The organism is Paenibacillus tarimensis (assembly GCF_021532315.1).
GTDB lineage: Bacteria > Bacillota > Bacilli > Paenibacillales > Paenibacillaceae > Paenibacillus_I > Paenibacillus_I tarimensis.
Window position 1 is genome coordinate 109,729 of the sequence record NZ_JAKGAO010000024.1, and the last position, 22,127, is coordinate 131,855.

A 22,127-nucleotide genomic window follows, 5' to 3' on the forward strand; every position below is an offset into this window, starting at 1 on the left:
CCTCATTAATGTCGGTCGCGCTCCGAGTCCCGGTGACTCACACGGACGACTTCCGTGTCACTATTGCCAAGCATCCGTCCCAAATATTCCGCAATAGCTACCGACCTGTGCTTGCCACCTGTACAGCCAATCCCGACTACCAGCTGGCTCTTGCCTTCCTTCTCATACATAGGAAGAAGATAATGCAGCATATCTAGCAGCTTTGATAAAAACGTTTGTGTCTCCGGCCACTTCATCACGTAATCATAGACTTCGGGATTTTGTCCGGTATTCGGCCGGAGATGATCAACGTAGTGGGGATTAGGAAGAAAACGGCAGTCAAAAATTAGATCAGCATCAATCGGAATACCATACTTATAGCCGAAAGACGTGACGTTAACTGAAAAGGAGCGATGTCCTGTATTGGTGAAGCTGGAGACAATTCTTTCCTTCAGCTTGGCGGGTTTGAGGCTGCTTGTATCGATAACCTGTGTAGCCATCCCCTTCAGCTCTTCCAGCAGGCGGCGTTCGAGCTTGATACCCTCAAGCGGCAAGCCTTCCGGTGCGAGCGGATGACGGCGTCGGCTTTCCTTATAACGCTGTACCAGCACATTATCGGTTGCATCGAGGAATAGAATTTCAAAGCTGATGGTATAATGCTCTCTTAAGTAATGAAGCGATTCGGCAAGTGCGGTAAAGAACTCACGACCGCGCAGATCGATAACGAGGGCCACCTTGCCAATTTTGCCATTGGATGATTCAATCAGCTCGGCGAATTTGGGGATTAACACAGGCGGCAGATTATCCACACAGAAGAATCCCAAATCCTCCAGACTTTGCACAGCTATTGTTTTCCCCGCACCGGACATACCGGTGATGATGACAAGCTTCGCTACGGCAGTTCCTTTCTCCATCGCTTGTTCCTCCTCCACTCCTGGTCCCTCTCCGGCATTTCATCAGCATAAGAGCCCTATAAGCAAGCCCAGAGCAGCCGATTGATCTGCTGCCCTGCGCAATCTCTTATCTATTACCAGCCGTTGTGACCTATAATCTGTCTACGAACGCAGAACCAGTCCTGCTGCTCCCACAACTCCTGCACTGTTACCGAGCTCAGCTGGAACGATCTCTACACCCTTTGTTGCCGCTTCCGGCGTATATTTAAGGAATACTTCCCGTATTTGTTCGAATAAGAATTCTCCGGCCTTGGAGACGCCTCCGCCGATAATAAACCTCTCCGGATTAATGACAACAGCTACTACAGCCATCGACTTACCCAGATAGTAAGCTGCGCGATTGACGATCCGCGCTGCTACCTCGTCACCCGCTTTGGCCGCATCTACTACATCCTTCGCAGTAATATCCAGCACATGAGACAGGGAAGTCTGATCGCCGCGTGCGACTGCATCCTTAGCCATGCGGATAATCCCGGTTGCAGATGATACCGTCTCCAGACATCCCATCTTACCACATCCGCATTGGATAGCTTCCAGATCCGGAACGATCGAGATATGGCCAAGCTCGCCCGCAGCTGCATTCAAGCCCTCTACAATACGGCCGTTAATGATAATCCCGCCGCCCACACCTGTACCTAGCGTGTAACATACACAGTCGGGCACGCCTCGTCCGGCACCGGCCCATGCTTCACCCAGAGCTGCGACATTTGCATCATTGTTGACATAGACGTTTTTACCCAGATGCTCCTGCAGGTAGGCCTTGAGCGGTGCATTACGCAGATTGAGATTAGGCGAGGATACGATTACTCCGTTCGGAATATCCAGGAACCCTGCGATACCAACTCCCACGCCTTCAACGTCCGCCCATGAACGACCCGTTTGCTCAACTGCCAGCCGAGCATAAGCGGCGATATTGGCTAGAATCCGTTCGCTTCCTTTATCATTTTCGGTAGGTCCCTCATACGTATGGAGCAGAGCGCCGTCCCGGTTGCACACGCCCACTTTAATTGCCGTACCACCGACGTCCACGCCAACGTAGATTTGTTCTGACATGAATTGGCCACCTCGATCACAAAGTTAACTGCTTCTGTACCAACTATAAGCGAACACTATCATAAGGTCAAGAACGACAAAGCCAAGCCGGACAAGCATTTAACCAAGTTCTTCCCCTGCTGTAAACGCAATATCCGTCCAGTCGACTGCCTCTTCTTTGGGCTATGCAGCCGGCGGCTGATTCAAGGCACATGCCTCTGCAGCCCGGGCCTTCTGCCGCTGCATCATACAAAAAAGCACTGCCCCGGGTCCGGGACAATGCCGCTAGGAATCCATTCATTTACTCGCCGGTTAGACTACCGGGTAAGCTTTCTGGCCAGAGTATTAGGACAGCGACTGGCTCCAGTCATGCACCATATGGCCTTCCAGATACTTCTCACAATCCAGAGCGGCCATACAGCCGCTGCCCGCGGCCGTAATCGCCTGCCGGTAACGCTGATCCTGCACATCGCCGCATGCGAAAACGCCCGGAATATTCGTTTCCGTCGTCCCTGGCTTCACAAGAATATAGCCATGCTCATCCGTTTCCACCTGGCCGCCCAAGAATTTCGTATTTGGCGTGTGACCTATTGCCACAAATACGCCGTCTGTCTCCACTACTTCTTCTTCGCCCGTGGCATTGTTGCGAACCTTAAGACCGGTTACACCCATTCCGCTTGCCATAACCTCAACCGGTGTGCTGTTAAGCTTCCAGCTGATTTTCTCATTTTCCTTCGCGCGATCCTGCATAATCTTGGAGGCTCGCAGCTCATCCCGGCGATGTACAAGACGCACTTCAGAGGCAAACCTTGTCAAGAAGTTCGCTTCTTCCATAGCCGAGTCACCACCACCGACAACGACGATCTTCTTGCCTCGGAAGAAGAAGCCGTCACAGGTGGCACATGTGCTTACGCCGCGGCCAACGTTCTCCTTCTCGCCCGGAATGCCAAGATATCTTGCAGAAGCACCGGTTGAAATAATAATCGTTTCTGCTTGAAGATCCTCTTGGCCTTCTACCTTCAAGGTGAATGGGCGCTTGGACAGGTCCACGCTGTTCACCCAGCCGGTCTTAAACTCGGCTCCGAAGCGTTCTGCCTGCTTGCGCATATTCGCCATCAGTTCCGGTCCCATAATTCCGTCAGGAAAGCCGGGAAAGTTCTCAACATCCGTCGTGGTTGTCAGCTGGCCGCCTGGCTCAGGCCCTTCAATTACTAACGGATTCATATTAGCACGAGCCAGATAGATGGCTGCCGTAAGGCCCGATGGCCCGGTACCGATAATAATGGATTTATAGATGGTCATGGATGGTTGCCCTCCTTTGTACTTATTGTTGAAAAGAAAAGAGTCTTACTCCTGCTCAATCCCATCCAAGGCAGGGAAGACGGTTTGCATTTTCTCACGGATACCACATACCTCGTCTATCCACTTCGCGTACTTGCTTGCCGTGGCAACTGAAACGCCATACCTGGTCGCCACTTCCTGGTAGGTAACGGCTCTGCGGTGCATCTTAGCCGTCAGATACTCCAGGGCTGCTGCCCAGCCTTCCGTCTTGCGGATCGGCGGCGCTTCCGGGTACAGCCTGCTTAGGAATTCTACCCAAAGCGTAAGCAGATCATGCTGGCCGATCATATCATAACGACTCTGCATACGCGTCAGCGCAGTCTCGACTACAGCCTGCCACCGTTCGTGCCAGACCGGCAGACGGGAGGGCATACGGTTCTGCTCAACCGTTGTTTCCTTTCCCTCTAGCACAGCTTGAAGCGGCTCCGTAACCCCGATCCCCCGGAGAACAAACATCGCAATACGCTTCAGATAATCATCTTCATCTGCTTCCATCAGGAAATCCTTGAGCGTATCTTTGACCTCGTTGTCCGCAATCATGCCTAACGCTTGAATAACCTGAAGCTTAGTGCTCCGGTCGCCGTGACGAAGCGCCCAGAAGAAGGACGAACGCACAAGCGGGTCTTTCTTCACCTGGTCTGGCAGATCGTCGGTATCCTTATCCCACTGCTTGAACTGTTCCTCAAAGGGAAGATGATACTGGTAGCTAACCGAGGAGGGCAGCACACCATCTTGAAGATGCTTGAGGTAATATTCCGGTATGCCCGATTCCCTATCAAGCTTTAGTGCCTGCTTCCAGAGACGTTCGGCTTCATCACGCTTACCCGAGTTGCATGCCGACACAGCCGCGTAATGGAGCAGACAAGGATCCTGCTGGTTGTCAGCATCCCTCAGCAGACGCTGCAGATGAACATAAGCATGCTCATGCTCGCCCAGAATACCCATAGTGGTCGCGAGCTTGAAGACATGCTCCTGATGAAACGGCACGGTCTTCCGCAGACTCTGAACCAAGACATCAAGCCGCTCCGTATCCTGCCTATGCTGATAAAAGATCGCCAGGTTGCAGAGTGCGTGCAAGTTGCCGGGCTCCTGGTCCAAGACGCCCTCAATCGTGGTCATGGCTTCGTCAAACAGCCCCATGTAGTAATATGCGAGCGCCAGATTGTTGCGTGCCGCCGTAAATTCGGGCTGTTTCTCCGTAATAGCCCGCAAGATGCGGACCGCCTCGGCAAATTTGCCTTCCTCCAGCAGCATTCTGGCCTGGTCATGCTCGTAGAGCCCTTCGCGGGACTTGATGTTAGCCCGCCTTGGCGGCCTTTCCAGCTCGAAATGAAGCAGATCCATCATTTCCTCTGCTTCATCAAGGAATTGGCCTTCTGCATCCTCCTCCAGATACTGGACGAGTGCATCTTCGGCTGCTTCATAATTCTCCATATTGGCAAAATTGTTTGCCATATAAAAGTGGCATTCGGTCATGGTAGGATCGAGCTCATCCACAACCCACTTTAAAATTTTGTTCGACTCCTCATAGTTGCCGAGCTCCGATAGAATACCGGCCATATTGCAGTGGTTTACCGGATTATCCGGTTCATATTCCACGGCACGCCGAAAATATTTCAGTGCCCTGTCATAATGATACCGGTCCAGCGAACGGACCGCGCGTTCGAAGAAAAACGTGGCGTCCAGCTGAATCGGTATGACATTCGTTCTGCCGCTGCTTACGGCCATCTGTTTCTTCCCTTTCATCCGCAAGGCACCTCCCGTACGACGAATTTGCTACGATTATAACACAGTGCAGGTACACCATACACAAACAAAGTATGTGGGCGAATGTGCCGGCATGCCCGAAAGCATGCCGGCATATGCCGCCTGGTCAAATCCCTCACTGTCCCCAGCACCAAGGGGCTACCTCCCACCGCCTGCATGCACCCTGCTCCGCCGGTTGTAATCAGTAGAGTCTCCCTGTGTTGCCGAGTATGCCGCAAACCGCGTTAACGAAAGTACTGCCCGAAGGCAGCCCTTTAGATCCCTGCGTTCTTGAACAGGGTGCTAATGGAGCCGCCTTGGATGATAATCCGGGTTGCCTCAGCCAGCATAGGCGCTACCGAGATCACCTTGAACCGATCGGAGGTCAGTTCCGGCAGGAAGATGGAGTCGGTCACGACAACTTCCTTGATATTCGGGTGATCCAGCCGCTGCACAGCCGGGCCTGAGAAGAGCGGGTGCGTGGCGCATACGTAGATATCTTCCGCGCCGCGTTCCTTCAGACTCTCTACTACGTTCACGATCGTGGTTCCCGTATCAATTAAGTCCTCAATAATGATTGGTGTCTGTCCTTCGACATCTCCGATTACGTGCGTAATGACGGACTCATTATGAGCAGGACGCTTCTTGATCATAATGGCGAACGGGGAATCCAGATAGTTGGCTAGCTTCTCGGCTGTTGATGCCCGTCCGGCATCCGGCGATACCACGACCGGATTTTTGATGTTTTTCGACTTCAGATAATCACTAAGCAGGTCAAGGGCAGTCAAATGGTCCACCGGAATGTTGAAGAAGCCCTGGATAGCCGGTGCATGTAGGTCCAGCGTAATAATACGGTCTACACCGACCGTTGTCAGCACATCTGCCAGCATCTTGGCGGAAATCGGCTCCCGCGGAGCTGCCTTGCGTTCCTGACGCGCATAGCCGTAGTATGGCACAATGATATTGATAGTTCGCGCTGAGGCACGTTTGGCCGCATCGATCATCACAAGCAGTTCGACAAAATTCTCGTTAATTGGATGTGAGAACGACTGGACGAGGAATACATCACAATTCCGGATCGTCTCCTCATAGTGAACGTAGACCTCACCGCTCTTGAAGCGGGAAATTTTGATTTTGCCGAGCGATACCCCTAATTCCTCACAGATTCTCTCGGCCAGCAGCGGGTTCGAAGAACCCGAGAAAATACGCACCTTATCGCTGAACATGATACCCTCCTGGAACATTTTGACCGGTCCTTGCGCGAATGCATGCTCTATCTGTATATCCGCCTATTGCAAGCGGCACGACCCTGATTTTACGAGCGGGATAATCGAAGCCTGCCCTCCATGGGCAGACACCTCCATACTCGTCTTGTCAATTACCATTATACATTGATTTCACGATTTTTCAAAAATCGACTAGAAGGCGCTTTCGCCCATCAAACGTAGCTAACTGCGTATATCCGACTTTTTTCAGAAGCGCACGCGCTTCCTCCAAATATTGGCCAAGCCTCTCCGGCTGGTGCGCATCCGACCCAATGGTGACCGGAATGCCCTGTTCATGAGCATACTGCAGCATACGTGCGGACGGAAACATCTCGGCGGCAGGCATCCGCAGGCCGGAGGCATTCAGCTCAATCGCCAGCCCATGGCGCTTCACCGCGTCAAGCGCGGCATTTTCCAGATGGGTGACATCAGCCTCCGGCGCATAACCAAACCGCTTGATCACATCAATATGCCCGATATAATCATATAAGCCGGTAGCCGCCGCCTTCTGCACGGCATCATAATACTGCTCATACACCGTCATCCGGTCACGGCCCTCCCAGCCCGCTGTCTGACGGAAGTCTGTAATATCCCACTCGCCAAGAAAATGGACCGAACCGATCACGTAGTCCCACGGATAAGCGCGGATGATTCGTTCAATATCTTCTTCATAGCCTTCAATATAATCGCCTTCCAGACCGACCCGGATATCGATCCGCCCTTTGTACTTCTCCTTCAGCTGGAGGCATTCCTCCACATATCGCGGCAGCTCGTCCATCGGCATCGCCATCTCCGGCAGATAGGTCATGGGGTCAACATGAATCAGCGGCATATGATCGGAAAGACCGATCTGCGCCAAGCCGATTTCCATCCCCCTGATCACGTACTCCTCAAGGGAGCCAACCGCATGTCCGCAGCGTGCATGGTGGGTATGATAATCGATTTTCATAGCGTCAGTACCGGCCTTTCTCAGCGCATTTTATTCGTCGTAGGCTTATTGTGGCGAGCCCCAAGCTCGCGCATAATGTCATCCAGCGGCAATCCCCGTTCACGCAGCAGCACCATTAGGTGAAAAATAAGGTCTGCCGCTTCGCTGCGCAGCTCATCGTTATCCTGATTTTTGGCCGCGATAATGACTTCGGCTGACTCCTCGCCAACCTTCTTCAAGATCTTGTCGACACCCTTCTCGAACAAATAAGTCGTGTAGGTGCCCTCAGGCCGTTCTGCATAACGGCGGGCTATAATGGCCTCCAGCTCATTGAGCATCCGGAAACGGTCACTGCCTGCTGCCTCTTCAGCCGTTACAGACTGATCAGGCTCACCGTTATCCCCTTCGACCGGTATGCTGTTGAAAAAGCAAGTGTACTGCCCCGTATGGCAGGCTGCCCCCTTCTGCTTCGCACGGATCAGCAGTGTATCCCCGTCGCAATCATAGTGCATGGACACGATCCGCTGCGTATGCCCCGAGGTGCCGCCCTTGTGCCACAGCTCATCCCTCGAGCGGCTCCAAAACCAGGTTTCACCCGACTCAATGGACCTTGCAAGCGATTCCCGGTTCATATAAGCAAGCATTAGTACTTCCTTGCTCACCGCATCCTGCACAATCGCCGGAACCAATCCGTCTGTGTTCCAGCGGATCTGGCTTTCCAGTTCCCCAAGCCCTGCACTCATCGCACTTCCACTCCTTTGCCCCGCAGGTCTTCCTTGACCTCGCCGATCGTCATTTCCTTATAGTGAAAAATCGTAGCTGCCAGGCCTGCATCCGCATGCCCCTGCTCGAACACATCGTAAAAATGGTCAATCTTGCCGGCCCCACCGGAGGCGATGACCGGAATGGATACCATATCAGAAACCGCGCGTGTCAGCTTCAGATCAAAGCCATCCTTCGTGCCGTCGGCATCCATGCTGGTCAGCAGAATCTCACCCGCCCCCAGTGACTCTACGCGCTTCACCCACTCCAAAGCCTTCAGCCCGGTCGCATTGCGCCCCCCATGGGTATAGACTTCCCACTCGCCCCATTCGGGATTGAACTTCGCATCTATCGCCACAACAATACACTGCGAGCCAAACTTCCGCGCTCCCTCGGAAACCAGCTCCGGACTGCGGATCGCCGCCGTGTTAATGCCGATCTTGTCAGCCCCTGCCCGCAGCAGGCGCTTCATATCATCTACATGGCCGATCCCGCCGCCTACAGTGAAAGGGATGGTAATTTCGCCCGCTGTCTGTCGGACGACCTCAACCATTGTAGCCCTTCCTTCATGGGAAGCCGATATATCCAGGAATACAAGCTCGTCCGCGCCTTCCCGGTCATAGGTTGCCGCCAGCTCCACGGGATCCCCGGCATCCCGCAGGTTAACAAAATTTACGCCCTTCACGACCCGCCCGTCCTTCACATCAAGGCAGGGTATAATACGCTTTGCCAACATCGGTCATCTTCTCCTCTCACAAGCTGCAGGCTGGCCTGCTATCAGCTCCGGCTCCGCAGCGGCCTGCTCGCTACAGCATGCCGTCTCTTAGAGACATATCATGCCTCAGGCCTGCCGCTAAGCTTAAGGAAATTAGCCAGCAGCTGCATCCCCAGCTCCCCGCTCTTCTCCGGATGGAACTGCATGCCATAGATGTTATCTCTTCCGACAATCGCCGTTACATGCTGGTAATAGTCGGTTGTTGCAAGCAGATGCTCATCCCGCTCCGGCCGTGCATGAAAGGAGTGAACAAAGTAGACATGCCCTTCAGCCAGGCCCTCAAACAGCGGGCTCTTCTGCCTGAACTCCAGCTTGTTCCACCCCATGTGCGGAATTTTGTAGCTTCCTTCGAAGCGGACCACACTGCCCGGCAGCAGGCCCAGGCCCGCATTAGCGCCGTGCTCCTCACCGGAGGTGAACAGCAGCTGCATACCGAGACAAATGCCAAGCAGCGGCTTCCCTGAGGCTGCATAGCGTCTTGTCACCTCATCCAGTCCGGTATCCCGCAGGTTTTGCATCGCATCCCCAAAAGCCCCGACGCCGGGAAGAATCGCGGCATCCGCAGACATAATGGTCTCTTCATCCGAGGCGAGGACTGCCGGGTAACCAAGCCGTTCAATCGCCTTGCTGACGCTGTGCAGATTTCCCATGCCATAATCGATGATTGCAATCATGATGCCTACAGCACTCCCTTCGTGGAGGGCACTCCTTGTACGCGTGGATCAATGGAAGTCGCTTCATCAAGCGCGCGACCCAGAGCCTTGAACACCGCTTCGATCATATGATGCGTGTTCTTGCCGTAATGTACAATAACATGCAGTGTGATACGCGACTCCAGCGCAAGCTTCCATAGAAACTCATGAACAAGCTCGGTATGGAAGCTGCCCACCGTTGAAGACGGATACTCAGCACGGTACTCGAAATGCGGACGATTGCTCACATCAATCACAACCTGTGCCAGCGCCTCATCCATCGGAACGAACACACTGGCGTACCGCTTGATGCCCCGCTTGTCGCCAAGGGCCTCACGAAGCGTCTGACCGAGACAGATTCCGATGTCTTCCACGGTATGGTGGTCATCAATGTCGACATCCCCCCGCGCTTCAACCTTCAGGTCGAACTGACCATGCTTTGTGAACAAATCCAGCATATGATTCAGGAACGGTACATCCGTCTCAATCTCGGATTGGCCGGTACCATCCACTGCAAAGGATAGCTTGATATCGGTTTCGTTCGTCTTGCGCGCCACTTCTGCCGCACGTCTTGCCTCTGTCATCGTTTTGACCCTTCTTTCCCTATAAAATATCACACAAGGGTGCCTGTCTGCCTGATAGCCCCTGTGTGCTTGTCTTTGCTCTACTAATCCTTGATCCTCTCACGCTCAAGACGGATCTCAACCGCTCTTGCATGCCCTTCCAGCCCTTCGTGGCGGGCCAGCGTCATAATCTTTTCGCCGCTTGCCATCAATGCTTCCTTGCTGTAGTAAATCAGACTTGATTTCTTAAGAAAATCATCCACATTGACCGGGGATGAGAACCGCGCCGTGCCATTAGTCGGAATGATATGATTCGGACCGGCAAAATAATCGCCAACCGGCTCCGAGCTGTAAGGGCCCAGGAAGATAGCCCCCGCATTCTCGATCATGCCCAGATAGCGCATAGGGTCCTCCGTCATCACTTCCAGATGCTCCGGCGCAAGCCGGTTAACAACCGCTATCCCTTCCTCAAGCGAGCTTACAGTCAAAATAGCCCCGTAGTCATCAATTGACCGGCGGGCGATCGCCTCTCTAGGCAGCACAGCAAGCTGCTTCTCCACCTCTGCCGCAACCGTCTCAGCCAGCTTCTTAGATGGTGTTATCAGGATTGCGGAAGCCATCTCATCATGCTCGGCCTGGGAAAGGAGATCCGCTGCCACATAGGCCGGGTCAGCGGAGTCGTCAGCCAGCACGATAATTTCACTCGGCCCGGCAATGCTGTCAATACTGACCGCACCGAAGACCAGCCGCTTGGCTAGTGCAACGTAAATATTTCCTGGTCCGCATATTTTATCGACAGGAGGTATGGATGCCGTGCCATAAGCCAGCGCAGCAACGGCCTGAGCGCCGCCTACGCGGTACATCTCCTTCACACCGGCTTCAGCTGCCGTTACGAGTATGTAAGGATCAATTCCTTCCTTGCCGCCTGTAGATGGCGGAGTGACCATCACGATCTCCGGCACACCGGCAACCTGGGCCGGTATGACGTTCATCAGAACGGAGGAAGGATACGCTGCTTTGCCGCCCGGCACATACAGGCCAACCCGCTTAAGCGGACGCAAAATCTGGCCCAGCATCGTGCCGTCGGGCTGCAGATCCATCCATGACTTGCGCATCTGCTTCTCATGGAAAGCACGGATATTAACAGCAGCCTCGCGGATCGCTGTCAGAAACTCGGCATCCACCCGGTCATAAGCCGCCTGTATCTCTTCCTCCGGTACACGCAGGGAGCCGGCTTCGAGCCGCACACCATCGAACTGCTCCGTGTATCGCAGCAGAGCAGCGTCCCCTTCCTTCTGCACAGCTGCGACAATCTGGCGAACCGCCTCGTTCTGTTCCGGCGTGCCGTACTCCACCTCGCGTTTCAATTGAAATTGATCTGCAGCCAATATGCGCATGCCTTTATCCCTCCCGAAATCACTCTGTTCGCTTATTATAACTGCCTGTCAGGCTTTAGCGGAAATGGTCTTCTGCAGCCTGTCACACAAGCTTTGGATCGCCTCGTTCTTCATCCGGTAGCTGACACGGTTGGCAATCAGCCTGCTTGTAATACCGAAGATAGATTCCATCTCCACCAGTCCGTTCTCCCGCAGCGTCTGCCCCGTTTCGACCATATCGACAATCCGGTCTGCCAATCCGATAAGCGGCGCCAGCTCAATGGAGCCGTTCAGCTTAATAACCTCCACCTGCTGCCCCTGCTCCCGGAAGTACTGCGAAGCCACATTCGGATACTTGGTCGCCACGCGCGGATGAATGACCGGCTTCCAGTCCGGCAACCCGATAACCGACATCCGGCATTTTGCAATGCCGAGATCCAGCAGTTCATAAACATCCTTGTTCTCTTCCATCAGCACGTCCTTGCCGACAATGCCGATGTCGGCTACACCGTATTCCACATAAGTCGGCACGTCCACCGGCTTGGCCATGATGAATGCCATTCCCGCTTCGGGGGCTTCAATAATAAGCTTTCGTGTATCATCAAAATCCTCCGGTATTGGCAGGCCCGCCTCCCGGAACAGCTTGGAAGCCTGCTTATAGATCCGGCCTTTCGGCATTGCTACCTTCAACAATTCCTCATAACCGCTCATTTGTCCGCAAGCCTCCCTTGTCGTCCTGTCAGCCGCTCCGGCTCGCCTCCGTAAAACCCGGCATACGAGCCGTAAGCCGTTCCTTTATATATAAGCTGTCCCAGATTATCCGCTGCTGGACGGTTCTGGTATTCCATTTGTTCGGTTATAACAGTATGCCCGTCAGCTCTTAGGATCAGGGCCTCCTTAATAGCCTCTGCACGGCCGGCAGCGTTATATCCAATAAGTATCCGCTGTTCTTCCCCCGATGCGTCATCACCGATCAGTTCCACAATTCTGGTAGTCTTCAGCGCAAAGCCTGTAGCCGGGGCCGGGCGTCCAAACTGCTTCAGCAGGTTGTCATAACGTCCGCCGCTTACGACGGGGAAGCCCAAATCTGCCGCATAGCCTTCAAAGGTCATACCTGTATAATAGGAAAAATCACCGATCATGGTCAGGTCAATCAGCACATGCTCGGTCACTCCGTATTCCTGCAGTACATTCCACATCTCGCAGAGATGGTTAATGGAGGCCCGGGCTGTCGGGTCGCTGCTGAGATTCAGCGCCTGTGCACAAACCTCCTGGCCGCCTCTTAAGCGGAGAATATCCTCAAGCTCCTGGCGCACTGGACCGGAAAGCGATAGATTCTGCAGCTGCTCCCGGTATCCGACATAGTCGCGGCCCAGCAAACAGGCCTTCAACGCCTCCTGTGCGTCAGCTCGTCCTTGAAGCGTTTCCTCGAATAAGCCATTCAGGAAGCCAACATGGCCAATAGCGATTTTGAAGCGTTGTACACCCGCTGCCTTAAGGGATGCAATGGCAAGCGCCACGACTTCGGCATCCGCTTCCGCTGACGGGTCTCCAACGAGCTCCACGCCCGTCTGGTAGAATTCCGCCTCTCTCCCTGCCTCCTCTTCAATGGCACGGAACACATTGGAGTGGTAGGAGAGGCGAAGCGGGAATGGCGTTTCTTTCAGCAGAGAAGAGACCACCCGGGCTATAGGCGCCGTCATATCGGAGCGCAGCACGAGTGTCGTCCCCCGGTTATTAAGAAGCTTGAACAGCTTAGAGTCAGACGTGCTGCTTGCCACGCCAACCGTATCGTAATATTCCATAGTAGGTGTCATGATCTGTTCATATCCCCAGCGGTGCATACAGTCCAGCACATGACGCTCAATGTGGCGCAGCTTGGAGACCGCTTCCGGCAGATAGTCCTTCACACCGGTCGGTTTTTCAAATACTTTCGGTTTGGACATCACGTTTCACCTTCAGTCACTTTAGTGTGTTAATGTACTACCATGTTACCATACTGCCAAAATAAAGGATAGTCGATATCGTAACATGACTGCTTCAACTCCGTCAAGAACAGCAGTCTACCCGGATTCTGTGCGGGCTTGTCCACTAATAGCACAGGAAACGGCTCCTGCCCGAATATCATGACATGACCGTAAATAAGGCACTTATACAGTCGAAACAATATCCCCTGCATAAGATGGACTATCGAATACGAAAGGAGTGACCGCATAATGGCATACGGTACAGGTGCAGGCGCAGGTTTTGGCGGAGGATTCACAAGCACAGGTGCGATTCTCGTCCTCTTCATTCTGCTGGTTATCATCAGCCGTTCACTGCTGGTATAATCTTTGATTCTCGTCCCAGCCATCGGTCGTAGGCCGATGGCTTTTTTTTAAGAATACAGGAGGTGATACACATGCATATGATTGCCTGCCACCCCATTATAGAAGATGCCATCCAGCCTCATTGCGGGCGAACTGTTATGGCAATGACACATTCAGGTGATCTCTTCACCGGTGTGATGGATCGCATTCAGGATGGAGTTGTTTACTTCAAACCGGCCGCTGGTATTCCGCAAGCTGCCGTTCAACAGTTCCAGAAGCAAGCGGCCGCTCACCCGGCCGTCAAGCGGCTGCGCAAACGCCGGAATCGTAAAGCATTAACATCCGGCAATAAAACGAAGAAAGCCGGAACGCAAGCCTTCGGTCTGGGTTACCCGGGTTACGGTTACGGCTATCCAGGCTATGGCTATCCCGGCTACGGTCTTGGCTTGGCTATTCCTCTCTTTATCCTCGCCGCACTGTTTGCCGCTCCGTTCTTCTAACAGCTGTCCAGCTGCTGCAAATGGTGTGATATTCAGGAAAGGTGTACACCACAAAAGCGGTGTGCGCCTCTTTCTTTTGACTTCAGAAGACATAGAATCTTACCCTATTCAATACCGGATCCGAATTTCATGAAACCGGTTTTCAGGAAGCCGTTTCCGGAAGGTTAGCTGCAGAATTCCGCTGCGGTAAACGGCTCTGCCGCTGGTTGGTTCAACAACTGACCGAAATCGGATCAGCGCCGGGATGTGCGGCGGGGCACCTTCCAGCTTAAGTGACTCTTCTCCTGCGTAAGTCCTGATATCCGGGGACATGTAGGGCAGCGGGATTTTTACGATCACATTCTTATGGGTTTCAAACTGCTCCACCTTCAAGCTTCCCCCGCTTCTTCTGGGTTCGGCAGAGGTACTGGCAGCACCGCGGAACGCCCGGTCCATCGCTTCCTTCACGAATCCCTCCACCCATGAAGTATCTGCCGAGCTCTGACCGTCCTGCAGCTGCTCCATAAAATCAAATGGATTCCCACTATTTGACCCCTGATCCGGCTTAAATGGGTTCATATACGTAAACCTCGCTTATTCGTTTCCATTCAGATTCCCCCCGCAAGCTGCTACTAGGCGCCTATCACACTATATGCCCAGACAGCAAGAGGTGTCACCGAACAAGCCGCCGCCAGCTTGCGAATACAGAAAATCCGGCTGAAATCCAGCCGGATATAACCGATTATTTTACAGCTTGCTGCCTGATTCAGGCTCTTATTCATCAGGACCGCGTATTACCCTCATCGGGTTTCCTCCGACGAATGAATACGGCTCAACATCCTTGTGAACAACAGAACCTGCAGCAACGACAGCCCCGTCCCCGATGGTCACACCGGGTAATATCGTCGTATTGGCGCCGATCATCACACCGCTGCCGATCCGGACTTGCCCAAGCCGGTACTCCCGTATTAAATACTCGTGTGTCAGAATAGTCGTGTTATAGCCAATGATGGAATTATCTCCGATCTCAATTTTTTCCGGGAAGAAGACATCCACCATAACCATTAGTGCAAACGAGGTTTGCTTTCCGACCTTCATACCAAGGATGCGGCGATAAATCCAGTTCTTAACCGGCAGGGAAGGGCAGTAGCGGGACAACTGGATGAAAATAAAATTCCGTACCGCCTTAAAGCGGCTGACCGTCCGGTACATTTGCCAGAGGGCATTAGGACCCTCAACAGGATACCGTTCGACATTCCTCAAGCTGTCACCCGCTCCAGTCCTACAATATCGTATAGATCCCGCATGTCCTGAATGATATGCTTGGCGCCAGCGTCCCTCAATACTTCCGCTCCCTTTAAAGACCATGCAACACCGACTGAAATCGCACCTGCTTCGTTGGCCGCCTGAATATCTACGACACTGTCTCCGACCATCAGCGTAGCCGCAGGATCAGCATTCAGTTCCTTGATTGCCTTCAGCACAGGCTCAGGATGTGGCTTCGGATGCTCCACATCGTCAACTGTAATAACAGACTGCACATAGTCCCTTAGGCCGACGAAGGCAAGACCGCGGTCAGTCGTCAGTCTCATCTTCGTCGTCACTACTCCCTGCTTGAAGCCTGATCTGTGCAGCCGTTCCATAACTTCATTCACATATGGAAAGGCAGTGACCAAGTCATCATGCAGACGAAGATTGATCTCCCGGTAGGCTGCAATTAGATGTGACACGTCTTCAAGCCCGGAAAACTTCTGCATTTGATACGCCAGCGGCATGCCCATGCTGGGAATCATATGCTCCCTGCTGAAGCCCGCGGGGACAATGTCCTTCAGAGCGTGCATAAATGACTGTATGATCAATTCATTGGTATCTAGAATGGTTCCATCCAAATCGAACAATACCGTATTAATTCTTGTCTTTGCTGTCATCGTCCTCTCCTTCCCGGCCTTTATCCGGTGCAGCGGTAGCATGAACCTCTGGTGCCGTTACGTCCTGATCGGGCGTGGATTCCTCTACTGTGCCGCCGGCCGGTCTTCCCGTCTTAAAGTTAATCATCGGGTCCAGATAGCGCTCAGAAGCCGCTCCGCTCTTGCGGCGGTAGATCATTAATGCAATACCGCCCAGAACAAGCAGAATCGCTACGAGCTGAGACGTACGAATATTACCGTAGGCAGGATCAAGGAAGCCTGCTTCGAACACACCGGTCATCGGGGACCATAGTGCATCTACAATGGAATCCAGCCAACCCGGCCCTTGGAAGGCCAGGCTGTCTGTCCGGAGCCCTTCCACATAGAATCTTCCGATTGAGTACCAGATAAAATAGGATATTAGCAGCTCTCCGGCCCGCAGAAACGATTGCCTGCGCAGAATGAAGAGAAGGATAAGGCCAGCAAGATTCCACAGTGACTCATACAGAAAGGTCGGATGATGAAATACGCCCTGCACATTCATTTGGTCAACAATCCATGCAGGCAGATGCAGCGTATTCCGCAGGAAGCTTTCCTCCACCGGGCCGCCATACGCCTCCTGATTGACGAAATTACCCCAGCGTCCGATCATTTGCCCGGCTATCAAGGAAGGGGCACAGATATCCGCGACCCTCCAGAAGCTGTAGCCCTTCGACCTTATGTATATATACCCGCAGAGCAGCGCGCCGATTAGCGCACCATATATGGCAATCCCGCCCTCCCAGATAGCGAATATGCCCCACAGATTGTCACGGTATTCGTCCCACTTGAAGGCCACATAATAGAGTCTTGCCCCGATTATAGCTGAGGGAACACCAAACAACAGTAAATCCATGAAAAATTCGGACGGCAGCCCGAACCGTTTGCCTTCTCTTATGGCCAGAATCAGGCCGGCCAAAGCGCCTAGACCCAGTATAATACCGTACCAGTGTACGGTTAGTGGGCCCAGGGAGAAGGCCACGGGATCCAATCTCATTGCAAACATGTGTTACGCTCCTTTATTAATCATAATCGTCCATATCATCCGCAATGGTTTCCGTCAGCTTGTTAGTAAATTGCAGAGCCGCATTATAGCCCATCCGTTTCAGCCGGAAGTTCATGGCAGCCACTTCGATAATAACAGCAAGGTTACGGCCCGGTCTTACCGGTACAGTCACAAGCGGCACATCCGTATCAATAATCCTTGTTGTTTCCTCATCGAGACCTAACCGGTCATACTGTTTTTCCTGCTGCCAGTTCTCGAGCTTAATTACGACACTGATCCGTTTTTGCGTACGGACAGCTCCGGCCCCGAACAGTGTCATCACATTAATAATACCGAGACCGCGGATTTCCAGCAGATGCCGGATCAGCTCGGGTGCGGAACCATGCAGTTGACCGTCCGAGGTTTGCTTGATTTCAACGGCATCATCGGCAACAAGCCGGTGGCCACGTTTAACCAGCTCCAAGGCGGTCTCACTCTTGCCGATACCGCTGGAGCCGGTTATCAGCATGCCTATTCCGTAAATATCCACCAGAACACCATGAATTGTTGCCGTAGGGGCCAGCTTCCTCTCAAGGAATCCTGTAATCCGGCTGATCAGGAAGGTCGTGGCTGCCTGGCTGCGAAGCAGCGGAATCTTCTTCGCCTCCGCTTGCTCCAAGAGCTCCTGAGGCGCTTCTATGCCGCGTGTAATAATGATACAAGGCGTCTCTTCATGGCAGAGCCGTTCAAGCCGCTCCGTACGTTCTGTACGATCCAGTGTTTCCATGAAAGCAAGCTCCGTCTTGCCCAATATCTGTACCCGCTCAGTCGGATGATAATGAAAATAACCGGCCATCTCAAGACCTGGACGATACAGGTCATCAACCGTAATCCCCCGCTTCAGTCCATCTTCACCGGCTATAATCTCCAGATTAAATTGTTGAATTAATTCGGATACTTTTACTCGTTTAGGCACGGGTGTGGCCTCCTTATACCTGTACCAATCGGCTCAGTACAGAGGGTCTCATTTATCCAATGTATTCATCGTAAAGGAATTGAACACCGAAATCAACGTTTAGCCTCCTGAAGCACCGGACTGCTGGAGAGCAGCGATACCTTTCCATCGCTATAACAAAAGCCGCCCCATACGGGACGGCTCAGTAAAGGCTTCCTCAGCTTATATTAGCTTTCGAAGATATTCAACTCAGTTTGCGTATCAAACATGTGGATCTTGTTCATGTCGATCGCAAGCTTGATGTTGCTGCCTTCTTTGATATCAGAACGGCCATCTACACGGGCGATAACTGTGTCGTTACCGATACCGTTCAGGTAGATATTCTTCTCGTGACCAAGGTTTTCTACAACCTCTGCCAGCGCCGTAACAATGCTTCCAGGGGAAGCTTCCAGGAATACAGGCTCATCATGAAGGTCTTCAGGACGAACACCCACGACAACTTCTTTGCCTACATAACCTTTTTCGCGAACGATCTTCGCTCTGCCTTCTGTCAGCGCAATGTCGATTCCAGTTGTTTTGAAATGAACCGCTCCACCCTGCTCTGTAAGGGTACCTTTGATAAAGTTCATCGAAGGGGAACCGATAAAGCCAGCAACAAAGATGTTAACTGGGTGATTGTAGAGCACATCTGGAGAAGCCGCTTGTTGGATGATACCATCCTTCATAACAACAATCCGGTCACCCATCGTCATCGCTTCGATCTGGTCGTGCGTTACGTAGATAACGGTTGTTTCCAGACGTTTAGCCAGTTTACTGATCTCAGCACGCATCTGACCGCGCAGCTTAGCATCAAGGTTGGAGAGCGGTTCGTCCATCAGGAACACTTGTGGTTCGCGGACAATCGCACGGCCCAGGGCAACACGCTGACGCTGACCGCCAGAGAGTGCCTTCGGCTTACGGTCGAGCAGGTGCTCGATGTCGAGAATCTTAGCGGCTTCACGAACACGCTTGTCGATATCCGCTTTCTTAAACTTACGCAGTTTCAAACCGAACGCCATGTTTTGGTAAACGTTCATGTGCGGGTACAGGGCGTAGGACTGGAACACCATCGCGATATCGCGGTCTTTCGGTGCTACGTCGTTCACCAGACGGTCGCCGATGAACAGCTTGCCTTCGGAAATTTCTTCAAGACCAGCAATCATCCGCAGTGTCGTGGATTTACCGCAACCAGACGGGCCAACCAGTACGAGGAACTCTTTATCTTTAATATCGAGATTAACGTCTTTAACGGATGCATTATCAGAACCGGGATATTTCTTATAGACATGCTCTAAGCGTACGCCTGCCATGTTCATTTCCCCCTAAACGATTGATTTCTTGATTGACTTAATAGTATCGCAATATAGGGGAAATGAATATGCACATACTATACAAAAAAACTACTTCCTTTTCGTTACTTTATACAATAACAATATAATCTTGACGAGAACCGCATCGCGGAACATCCGGACATCAAGCCCCGTATCCTGTTTCAGCTTGTCCAATCTATACAGTAACGTGTTTCGGTGTATGTACAGCTTCTTGGCTGTATCGCTGACATTGCAGTTCATGCTGAAGAAGGTTTCCAGTGTTGTTATGATCTCGGGTTCAAGCAGAAGGTCAGACCGGTTTACAACAAGCTCAATATACCGATGGCGCTGCTCCTCTGGTATGCCATTTAGCAGCCGTTCCAGAGAGAGCATCCACGGGAAGTGAATATTTTCCCCAATATGATATTTGCGTCCGAGTGATATGGTCTCCCGCAGGGTAGCTGCCGTATCAACAACAGATTCCGCCGGAATAATCGGATAATCAACCGCCACATGGCATTCGCCTACCCACTCATTGGCTAACATTCCATGAAGTCCCGAACAGATCCCGGTTAACATGTCATCAGCAGTCTCGCCTTCCTCATCCATCCGGCTTTCAGCTGTGTCATCCTTTAGAATAGATGCCGGGCCTAATATCAGCCACTCCTGCTCCTGTAGAGGAATAATCATTACCTCCTCTTCGAAGAAGGAGTGGAGCAGCTTCTCCAAGCCTTCATGCTCGGAGTGCATACTTCCCTGCTCGCGCACAATAAGGAAGGGGATCATTTCATGCTCCAGACGGCTGCTTGTAAATTCAACCGGTACCGGGGTATTCCTTTTACCCGTCTCCAGCTGTTCTTTTACCCATCTGCCGAGCTCTAATGCAATACGTTCCTTCTCAGCTGCCGGATTACCGATGCCTAACTTGTCCTCTGCAGCTGCCTGCCGGATGATAATACTGAGCAGCATCTGCTCCCGATCACTTATTGTGTCAGTAAGCTCAATATAATCTACCTGGCCTGGCCTCTCCTGAAGTAAGAACCGGACGAATCCACTCTTGGTACGGTACGTAGTTCCCGGTTCTTGCATCTGGTGCCCTTTGTTCCCGGAAGACACCCCTTCATTTATATCCTTTAACCATTCTGATTTCTCCATTGTTTTGGTAGAGAATGTATGATGGAATAATGATTCCAGCTGGCTACGCCAAGATGCATTCATGTTAGGCAGCTCCTATCCGGTGTCACCTGTTTTTTGACATTGTAACATAACCGGCGCTTACCTATAAACGTTCTTGGGGTTTACCCCGCAGCAAGCAGCACTACTATAGATAACAGCGAGAACACGATGGCAACCAAATACATAAACGAGACCGTCTGGATCTGGGTCAATCCCCAGCGCATCAATACATGATGTGTATGCAGCTTATCCGCTTTGTGAAGCCCTTTGCCCTCCATAGCACGTCGCAGCATCACCACGAATGTGTCCATAATGGGAACACCCAAAGCCAGAAATGGAATAAACGTCGTAATGAATGTTGTACCTTTGAATGTACCTTGTACTGCTGTCACGGCAAGTGTATATCCCAGAAAGGCAGCACCTGCATCTCCCATAAATATGCGGGCTGGATAAAAGTTGTACGTAAGAAATGCCGCACAAGCGCCAAAGACAATCAGAGCAAGGACGGCCGTATCCAGGTTTCCCTTTACAAAGGCCGCCACAAACAGTGTGAACGAGGAGATCATAGAGACACCCGCCGCCAGACCATCTACACCGTCGATGAAATTAATCATATTGATCAAGGCAAATACCCATAGAACGGTAGCTGCTGCAGACAGCCAATATGGGAAAATAAACATTCCTCCAGGTCCGGGATTAGTTAGCCCTAGAACCCTGATATCTAGAATAACCGGTACAATGGATGCAGTGGTATATACAATAATTCTAGGCCAGACTGGGAAGTCTGCTCCACGTGATTTGGTAATATCATCGAGCAAACCAATTGCAACAATCAGTAAGCCGCCAATTGTAATGGCTTCTGTTAAGGCACTCTCTCCGGTTAACAACCAAAGCGATATGATGATCCCGACATAAATCGCCGTGCCACCAAGTAGAGGGACGGGCAAGGAGTGGATCTTCCGTATACCCGGACGGTCGACAATACCATGGTGCAGTGCAATTTTTTTCATAAACGGAACCGAAGCATATACAATACTAAATGAAGTGATTACGGCCAGCCATAAAATCAAGACGCCACACCTCCTGTCGGAAGTAGCATGCCCACCAGTATGAAGAAGTACGCCTTGACATAACAAAACCCTCTGCGAAATCCCGCAGAGGGTTAAGATTCACACAAATATGAGCCATGTAGGACTCGAACCTACGACACCCTGATTAAAAGTCAGGTGCTCTACCAACTGAGCTAATGGCTCTTGATTTAAAACTGGTGGAGGGCGATGGATTCGAACCACCGAACTCGTAAGAGAACAGATTTACAGTCTGCTGCGTTTGGCCACTTCGCTAGCCCTCCATGTAATCCACCAGCCAAAATGGCTAAAATGGTGGCTCGGGACGGAATCGAACCGCCGACACGAGGATTTTCAGTCCTCTGCTCTACCAACTGAGCTACCGAGCCGTGCCTTATAAGAATAAATGGCGGAGCTGACGGGATTCGAACCCGCGGTCTCCTGCGTGA

General features: G+C 52.2%; 24 protein-coding genes and 3 tRNA genes. 2 read left to right on the forward strand and 25 right to left on the reverse strand.

Translation table 11 applies throughout. From position 1 onward, the window contains the following. Positions 1-5 precede the first annotated feature (5 nt). The 13 genes from rapZ to L1N82_RS18900 all read right to left on the reverse strand — a co-directional run bounded on the left by rapZ (position 6) and on the right by L1N82_RS18900 (position 13,358). A complete protein-coding gene (rapZ, locus tag L1N82_RS18840; protein ID WP_235289010.1) occupies positions 6-893 on the reverse strand; it encodes an RNase adapter RapZ in 888 nt (295 codons plus the stop codon). Positions 894-1,034: 141 nt separating this feature from the next. Beyond that, positions 1,035-1,985: an ROK family glucokinase gene (locus tag L1N82_RS18845; RefSeq protein ID WP_235289011.1), complete on the reverse strand. Its 951-nt coding sequence runs from the start codon at positions 1,983-1,985 to the stop codon at positions 1,035-1,037. 324 nt (positions 1,986-2,309) lie between these two features. Next, the gene (trxB, locus tag L1N82_RS18850) at positions 2,310-3,260 is read right to left on the reverse strand and encodes a thioredoxin-disulfide reductase (RefSeq protein WP_235289036.1); all 951 of its coding nucleotides are present in this window, start codon (positions 3,258-3,260) and stop codon (positions 2,310-2,312) included. A 51-nt stretch (positions 3,261-3,311) separates the two neighbouring features. Then, the gene (locus L1N82_RS18855) at positions 3,312-5,051 is read right to left on the reverse strand and encodes a tetratricopeptide repeat protein (RefSeq protein WP_235289012.1); all 1,740 of its coding nucleotides are present in this window, start codon (positions 5,049-5,051) and stop codon (positions 3,312-3,314) included. Positions 5,052-5,326: 275 nt separating this feature from the next. Beyond that, complete coding sequence (locus L1N82_RS18860) at positions 5,327-6,277, reverse strand: ribose-phosphate diphosphokinase (protein ID WP_235289013.1); 951 nt, start codon at positions 6,275-6,277, stop codon at positions 5,327-5,329. 181 nt (positions 6,278-6,458) lie between these two features. Further along, a complete protein-coding gene (hisJ, locus tag L1N82_RS18865) occupies positions 6,459-7,265 on the reverse strand; it encodes a histidinol-phosphatase HisJ (protein ID WP_235289014.1) in 807 nt (268 codons plus the stop codon). Positions 7,266-7,285: 20 nt separating this feature from the next. Beyond that, complete coding sequence (gene hisIE / locus L1N82_RS18870; RefSeq protein WP_235289015.1) at positions 7,286-7,987, reverse strand: bifunctional phosphoribosyl-AMP cyclohydrolase/phosphoribosyl-ATP diphosphatase HisIE; 702 nt, start codon at positions 7,985-7,987, stop codon at positions 7,286-7,288. After that, positions 7,984-8,742 carry an imidazole glycerol phosphate synthase subunit HisF gene (hisF, locus tag L1N82_RS18875; RefSeq protein ID WP_235289016.1) on the reverse strand — a complete coding sequence of 253 codons (759 nt, stop codon included), beginning with the start codon at positions 8,740-8,742 and terminating at the stop codon, positions 7,984-7,986. The genes hisIE and hisF overlap by 4 nt, the downstream gene beginning before the upstream one ends. Positions 8,743-8,840: 98 nt before the next feature. Next, positions 8,841-9,455, reverse strand: coding sequence for an imidazole glycerol phosphate synthase subunit HisH (hisH, locus tag L1N82_RS18880; protein ID WP_235289017.1), 615 nt, complete (start codon positions 9,453-9,455; stop codon positions 8,841-8,843). A gap of 5 nt (positions 9,456-9,460) precedes the next feature. Beyond that, positions 9,461-10,057: an imidazoleglycerol-phosphate dehydratase HisB gene (gene hisB / locus L1N82_RS18885; protein ID WP_235289018.1), complete on the reverse strand. Its 597-nt coding sequence runs from the start codon at positions 10,055-10,057 to the stop codon at positions 9,461-9,463. An 83-nt stretch (positions 10,058-10,140) separates the two neighbouring features. Continuing rightward, entirely contained in the window at positions 10,141-11,433 is a 1,293-nt protein-coding gene (gene hisD / locus L1N82_RS18890; RefSeq protein WP_235289019.1) for a histidinol dehydrogenase, read from the reverse strand. Positions 11,434-11,481: 48 nt separating this feature from the next. Beyond that, the gene (gene hisG / locus L1N82_RS18895; protein WP_235289020.1) at positions 11,482-12,123 is read right to left on the reverse strand and encodes an ATP phosphoribosyltransferase; all 642 of its coding nucleotides are present in this window, start codon (positions 12,121-12,123) and stop codon (positions 11,482-11,484) included. Then, positions 12,120-13,358, reverse strand: coding sequence for an ATP phosphoribosyltransferase regulatory subunit (locus L1N82_RS18900; RefSeq protein WP_235289021.1), 1,239 nt, complete (start codon positions 13,356-13,358; stop codon positions 12,120-12,122). Before L1N82_RS18900 ends, hisG begins: the two co-directional genes overlap by 4 nt. A gap of 270 nt (positions 13,359-13,628) precedes the next feature. Between L1N82_RS18900 and L1N82_RS18905 the strand changes: the two genes are divergently transcribed. Then, entirely contained in the window at positions 13,629-13,742 is a 114-nt protein-coding gene (locus tag L1N82_RS18905; RefSeq protein WP_235289022.1) for a YjcZ family sporulation protein, read from the forward strand. Between the two features lie 71 nt (positions 13,743-13,813). Further along, complete coding sequence (locus L1N82_RS18910) at positions 13,814-14,221, forward strand: hypothetical protein (RefSeq protein ID WP_235289023.1); 408 nt, start codon at positions 13,814-13,816, stop codon at positions 14,219-14,221. Between the two features lie 108 nt (positions 14,222-14,329). On the opposite strand, the gene L1N82_RS18915 is transcribed toward L1N82_RS18910, so the two are convergent. The 12 genes from L1N82_RS18915 to L1N82_RS18970 all read right to left on the reverse strand — a co-directional run bounded on the left by L1N82_RS18915 (position 14,330) and on the right by L1N82_RS18970 (position 22,067). Beyond that, on the reverse strand, positions 14,330-14,779 hold the full coding sequence (locus L1N82_RS18915) for a hypothetical protein (RefSeq protein WP_235289024.1): 450 nt from the start codon (positions 14,777-14,779) through the stop codon (positions 14,330-14,332). A gap of 53 nt (positions 14,780-14,832) precedes the next feature. Continuing rightward, the gene (locus tag L1N82_RS18920) at positions 14,833-14,982 is read right to left on the reverse strand and encodes a hypothetical protein (RefSeq protein ID WP_235289025.1); all 150 of its coding nucleotides are present in this window, start codon (positions 14,980-14,982) and stop codon (positions 14,833-14,835) included. Continuing rightward, a complete protein-coding gene (locus tag L1N82_RS18925) occupies positions 14,975-15,463 on the reverse strand; it encodes an acyltransferase (RefSeq protein WP_235289026.1) in 489 nt (162 codons plus the stop codon). Before L1N82_RS18925 ends, L1N82_RS18920 begins: the two co-directional genes overlap by 8 nt. Beyond that, positions 15,460-16,128 (reverse strand): pyrophosphatase PpaX, encoded by a 669-nt coding sequence (gene ppaX, locus L1N82_RS18930; RefSeq protein ID WP_235289027.1) that lies wholly within the window; start codon positions 16,126-16,128, stop codon positions 15,460-15,462. Before ppaX ends, L1N82_RS18925 begins: the two co-directional genes overlap by 4 nt. Continuing rightward, positions 16,106-17,152, reverse strand: a complete 1,047-nt coding sequence (gene lgt, locus L1N82_RS18935) for a prolipoprotein diacylglyceryl transferase (RefSeq protein ID WP_235289028.1) — start codon at positions 17,150-17,152, stop codon at positions 16,106-16,108. Before lgt ends, ppaX begins: the two co-directional genes overlap by 23 nt. Before the next feature lie 16 nt (positions 17,153-17,168). After that, positions 17,169-18,107 carry an HPr(Ser) kinase/phosphatase gene (hprK, locus tag L1N82_RS18940; RefSeq protein WP_235289029.1) on the reverse strand — a complete coding sequence of 313 codons (939 nt, stop codon included), beginning with the start codon at positions 18,105-18,107 and terminating at the stop codon, positions 17,169-17,171. Positions 18,108-18,313: 206 nt separating this feature from the next. Beyond that, entirely contained in the window at positions 18,314-19,435 is a 1,122-nt protein-coding gene (locus L1N82_RS18945) for an ABC transporter ATP-binding protein (protein ID WP_235289030.1), read from the reverse strand. A gap of 90 nt (positions 19,436-19,525) precedes the next feature. Then, positions 19,526-20,653 carry a PucR family transcriptional regulator gene (locus tag L1N82_RS18950; RefSeq protein ID WP_235289031.1) on the reverse strand — a complete coding sequence of 376 codons (1,128 nt, stop codon included), beginning with the start codon at positions 20,651-20,653 and terminating at the stop codon, positions 19,526-19,528. Positions 20,654-20,733: 80 nt separating this feature from the next. Continuing rightward, positions 20,734-21,681, reverse strand: a complete 948-nt coding sequence (locus L1N82_RS18955; protein ID WP_235289032.1) for an MraY family glycosyltransferase — start codon at positions 21,679-21,681, stop codon at positions 20,734-20,736. Positions 21,682-21,791: 110 nt separating this feature from the next. Further along, a tRNA-Lys gene (locus L1N82_RS18960) sits at positions 21,792-21,864 on the reverse strand. A 12-nt stretch (positions 21,865-21,876) separates the two neighbouring features. Continuing rightward, positions 21,877-21,962, reverse strand: a tRNA-Tyr gene (locus L1N82_RS18965). A gap of 29 nt (positions 21,963-21,991) precedes the next feature. After that, a tRNA-Phe gene (locus tag L1N82_RS18970) sits at positions 21,992-22,067 on the reverse strand. Positions 22,068-22,127: the final 60 nt, after the last annotated feature.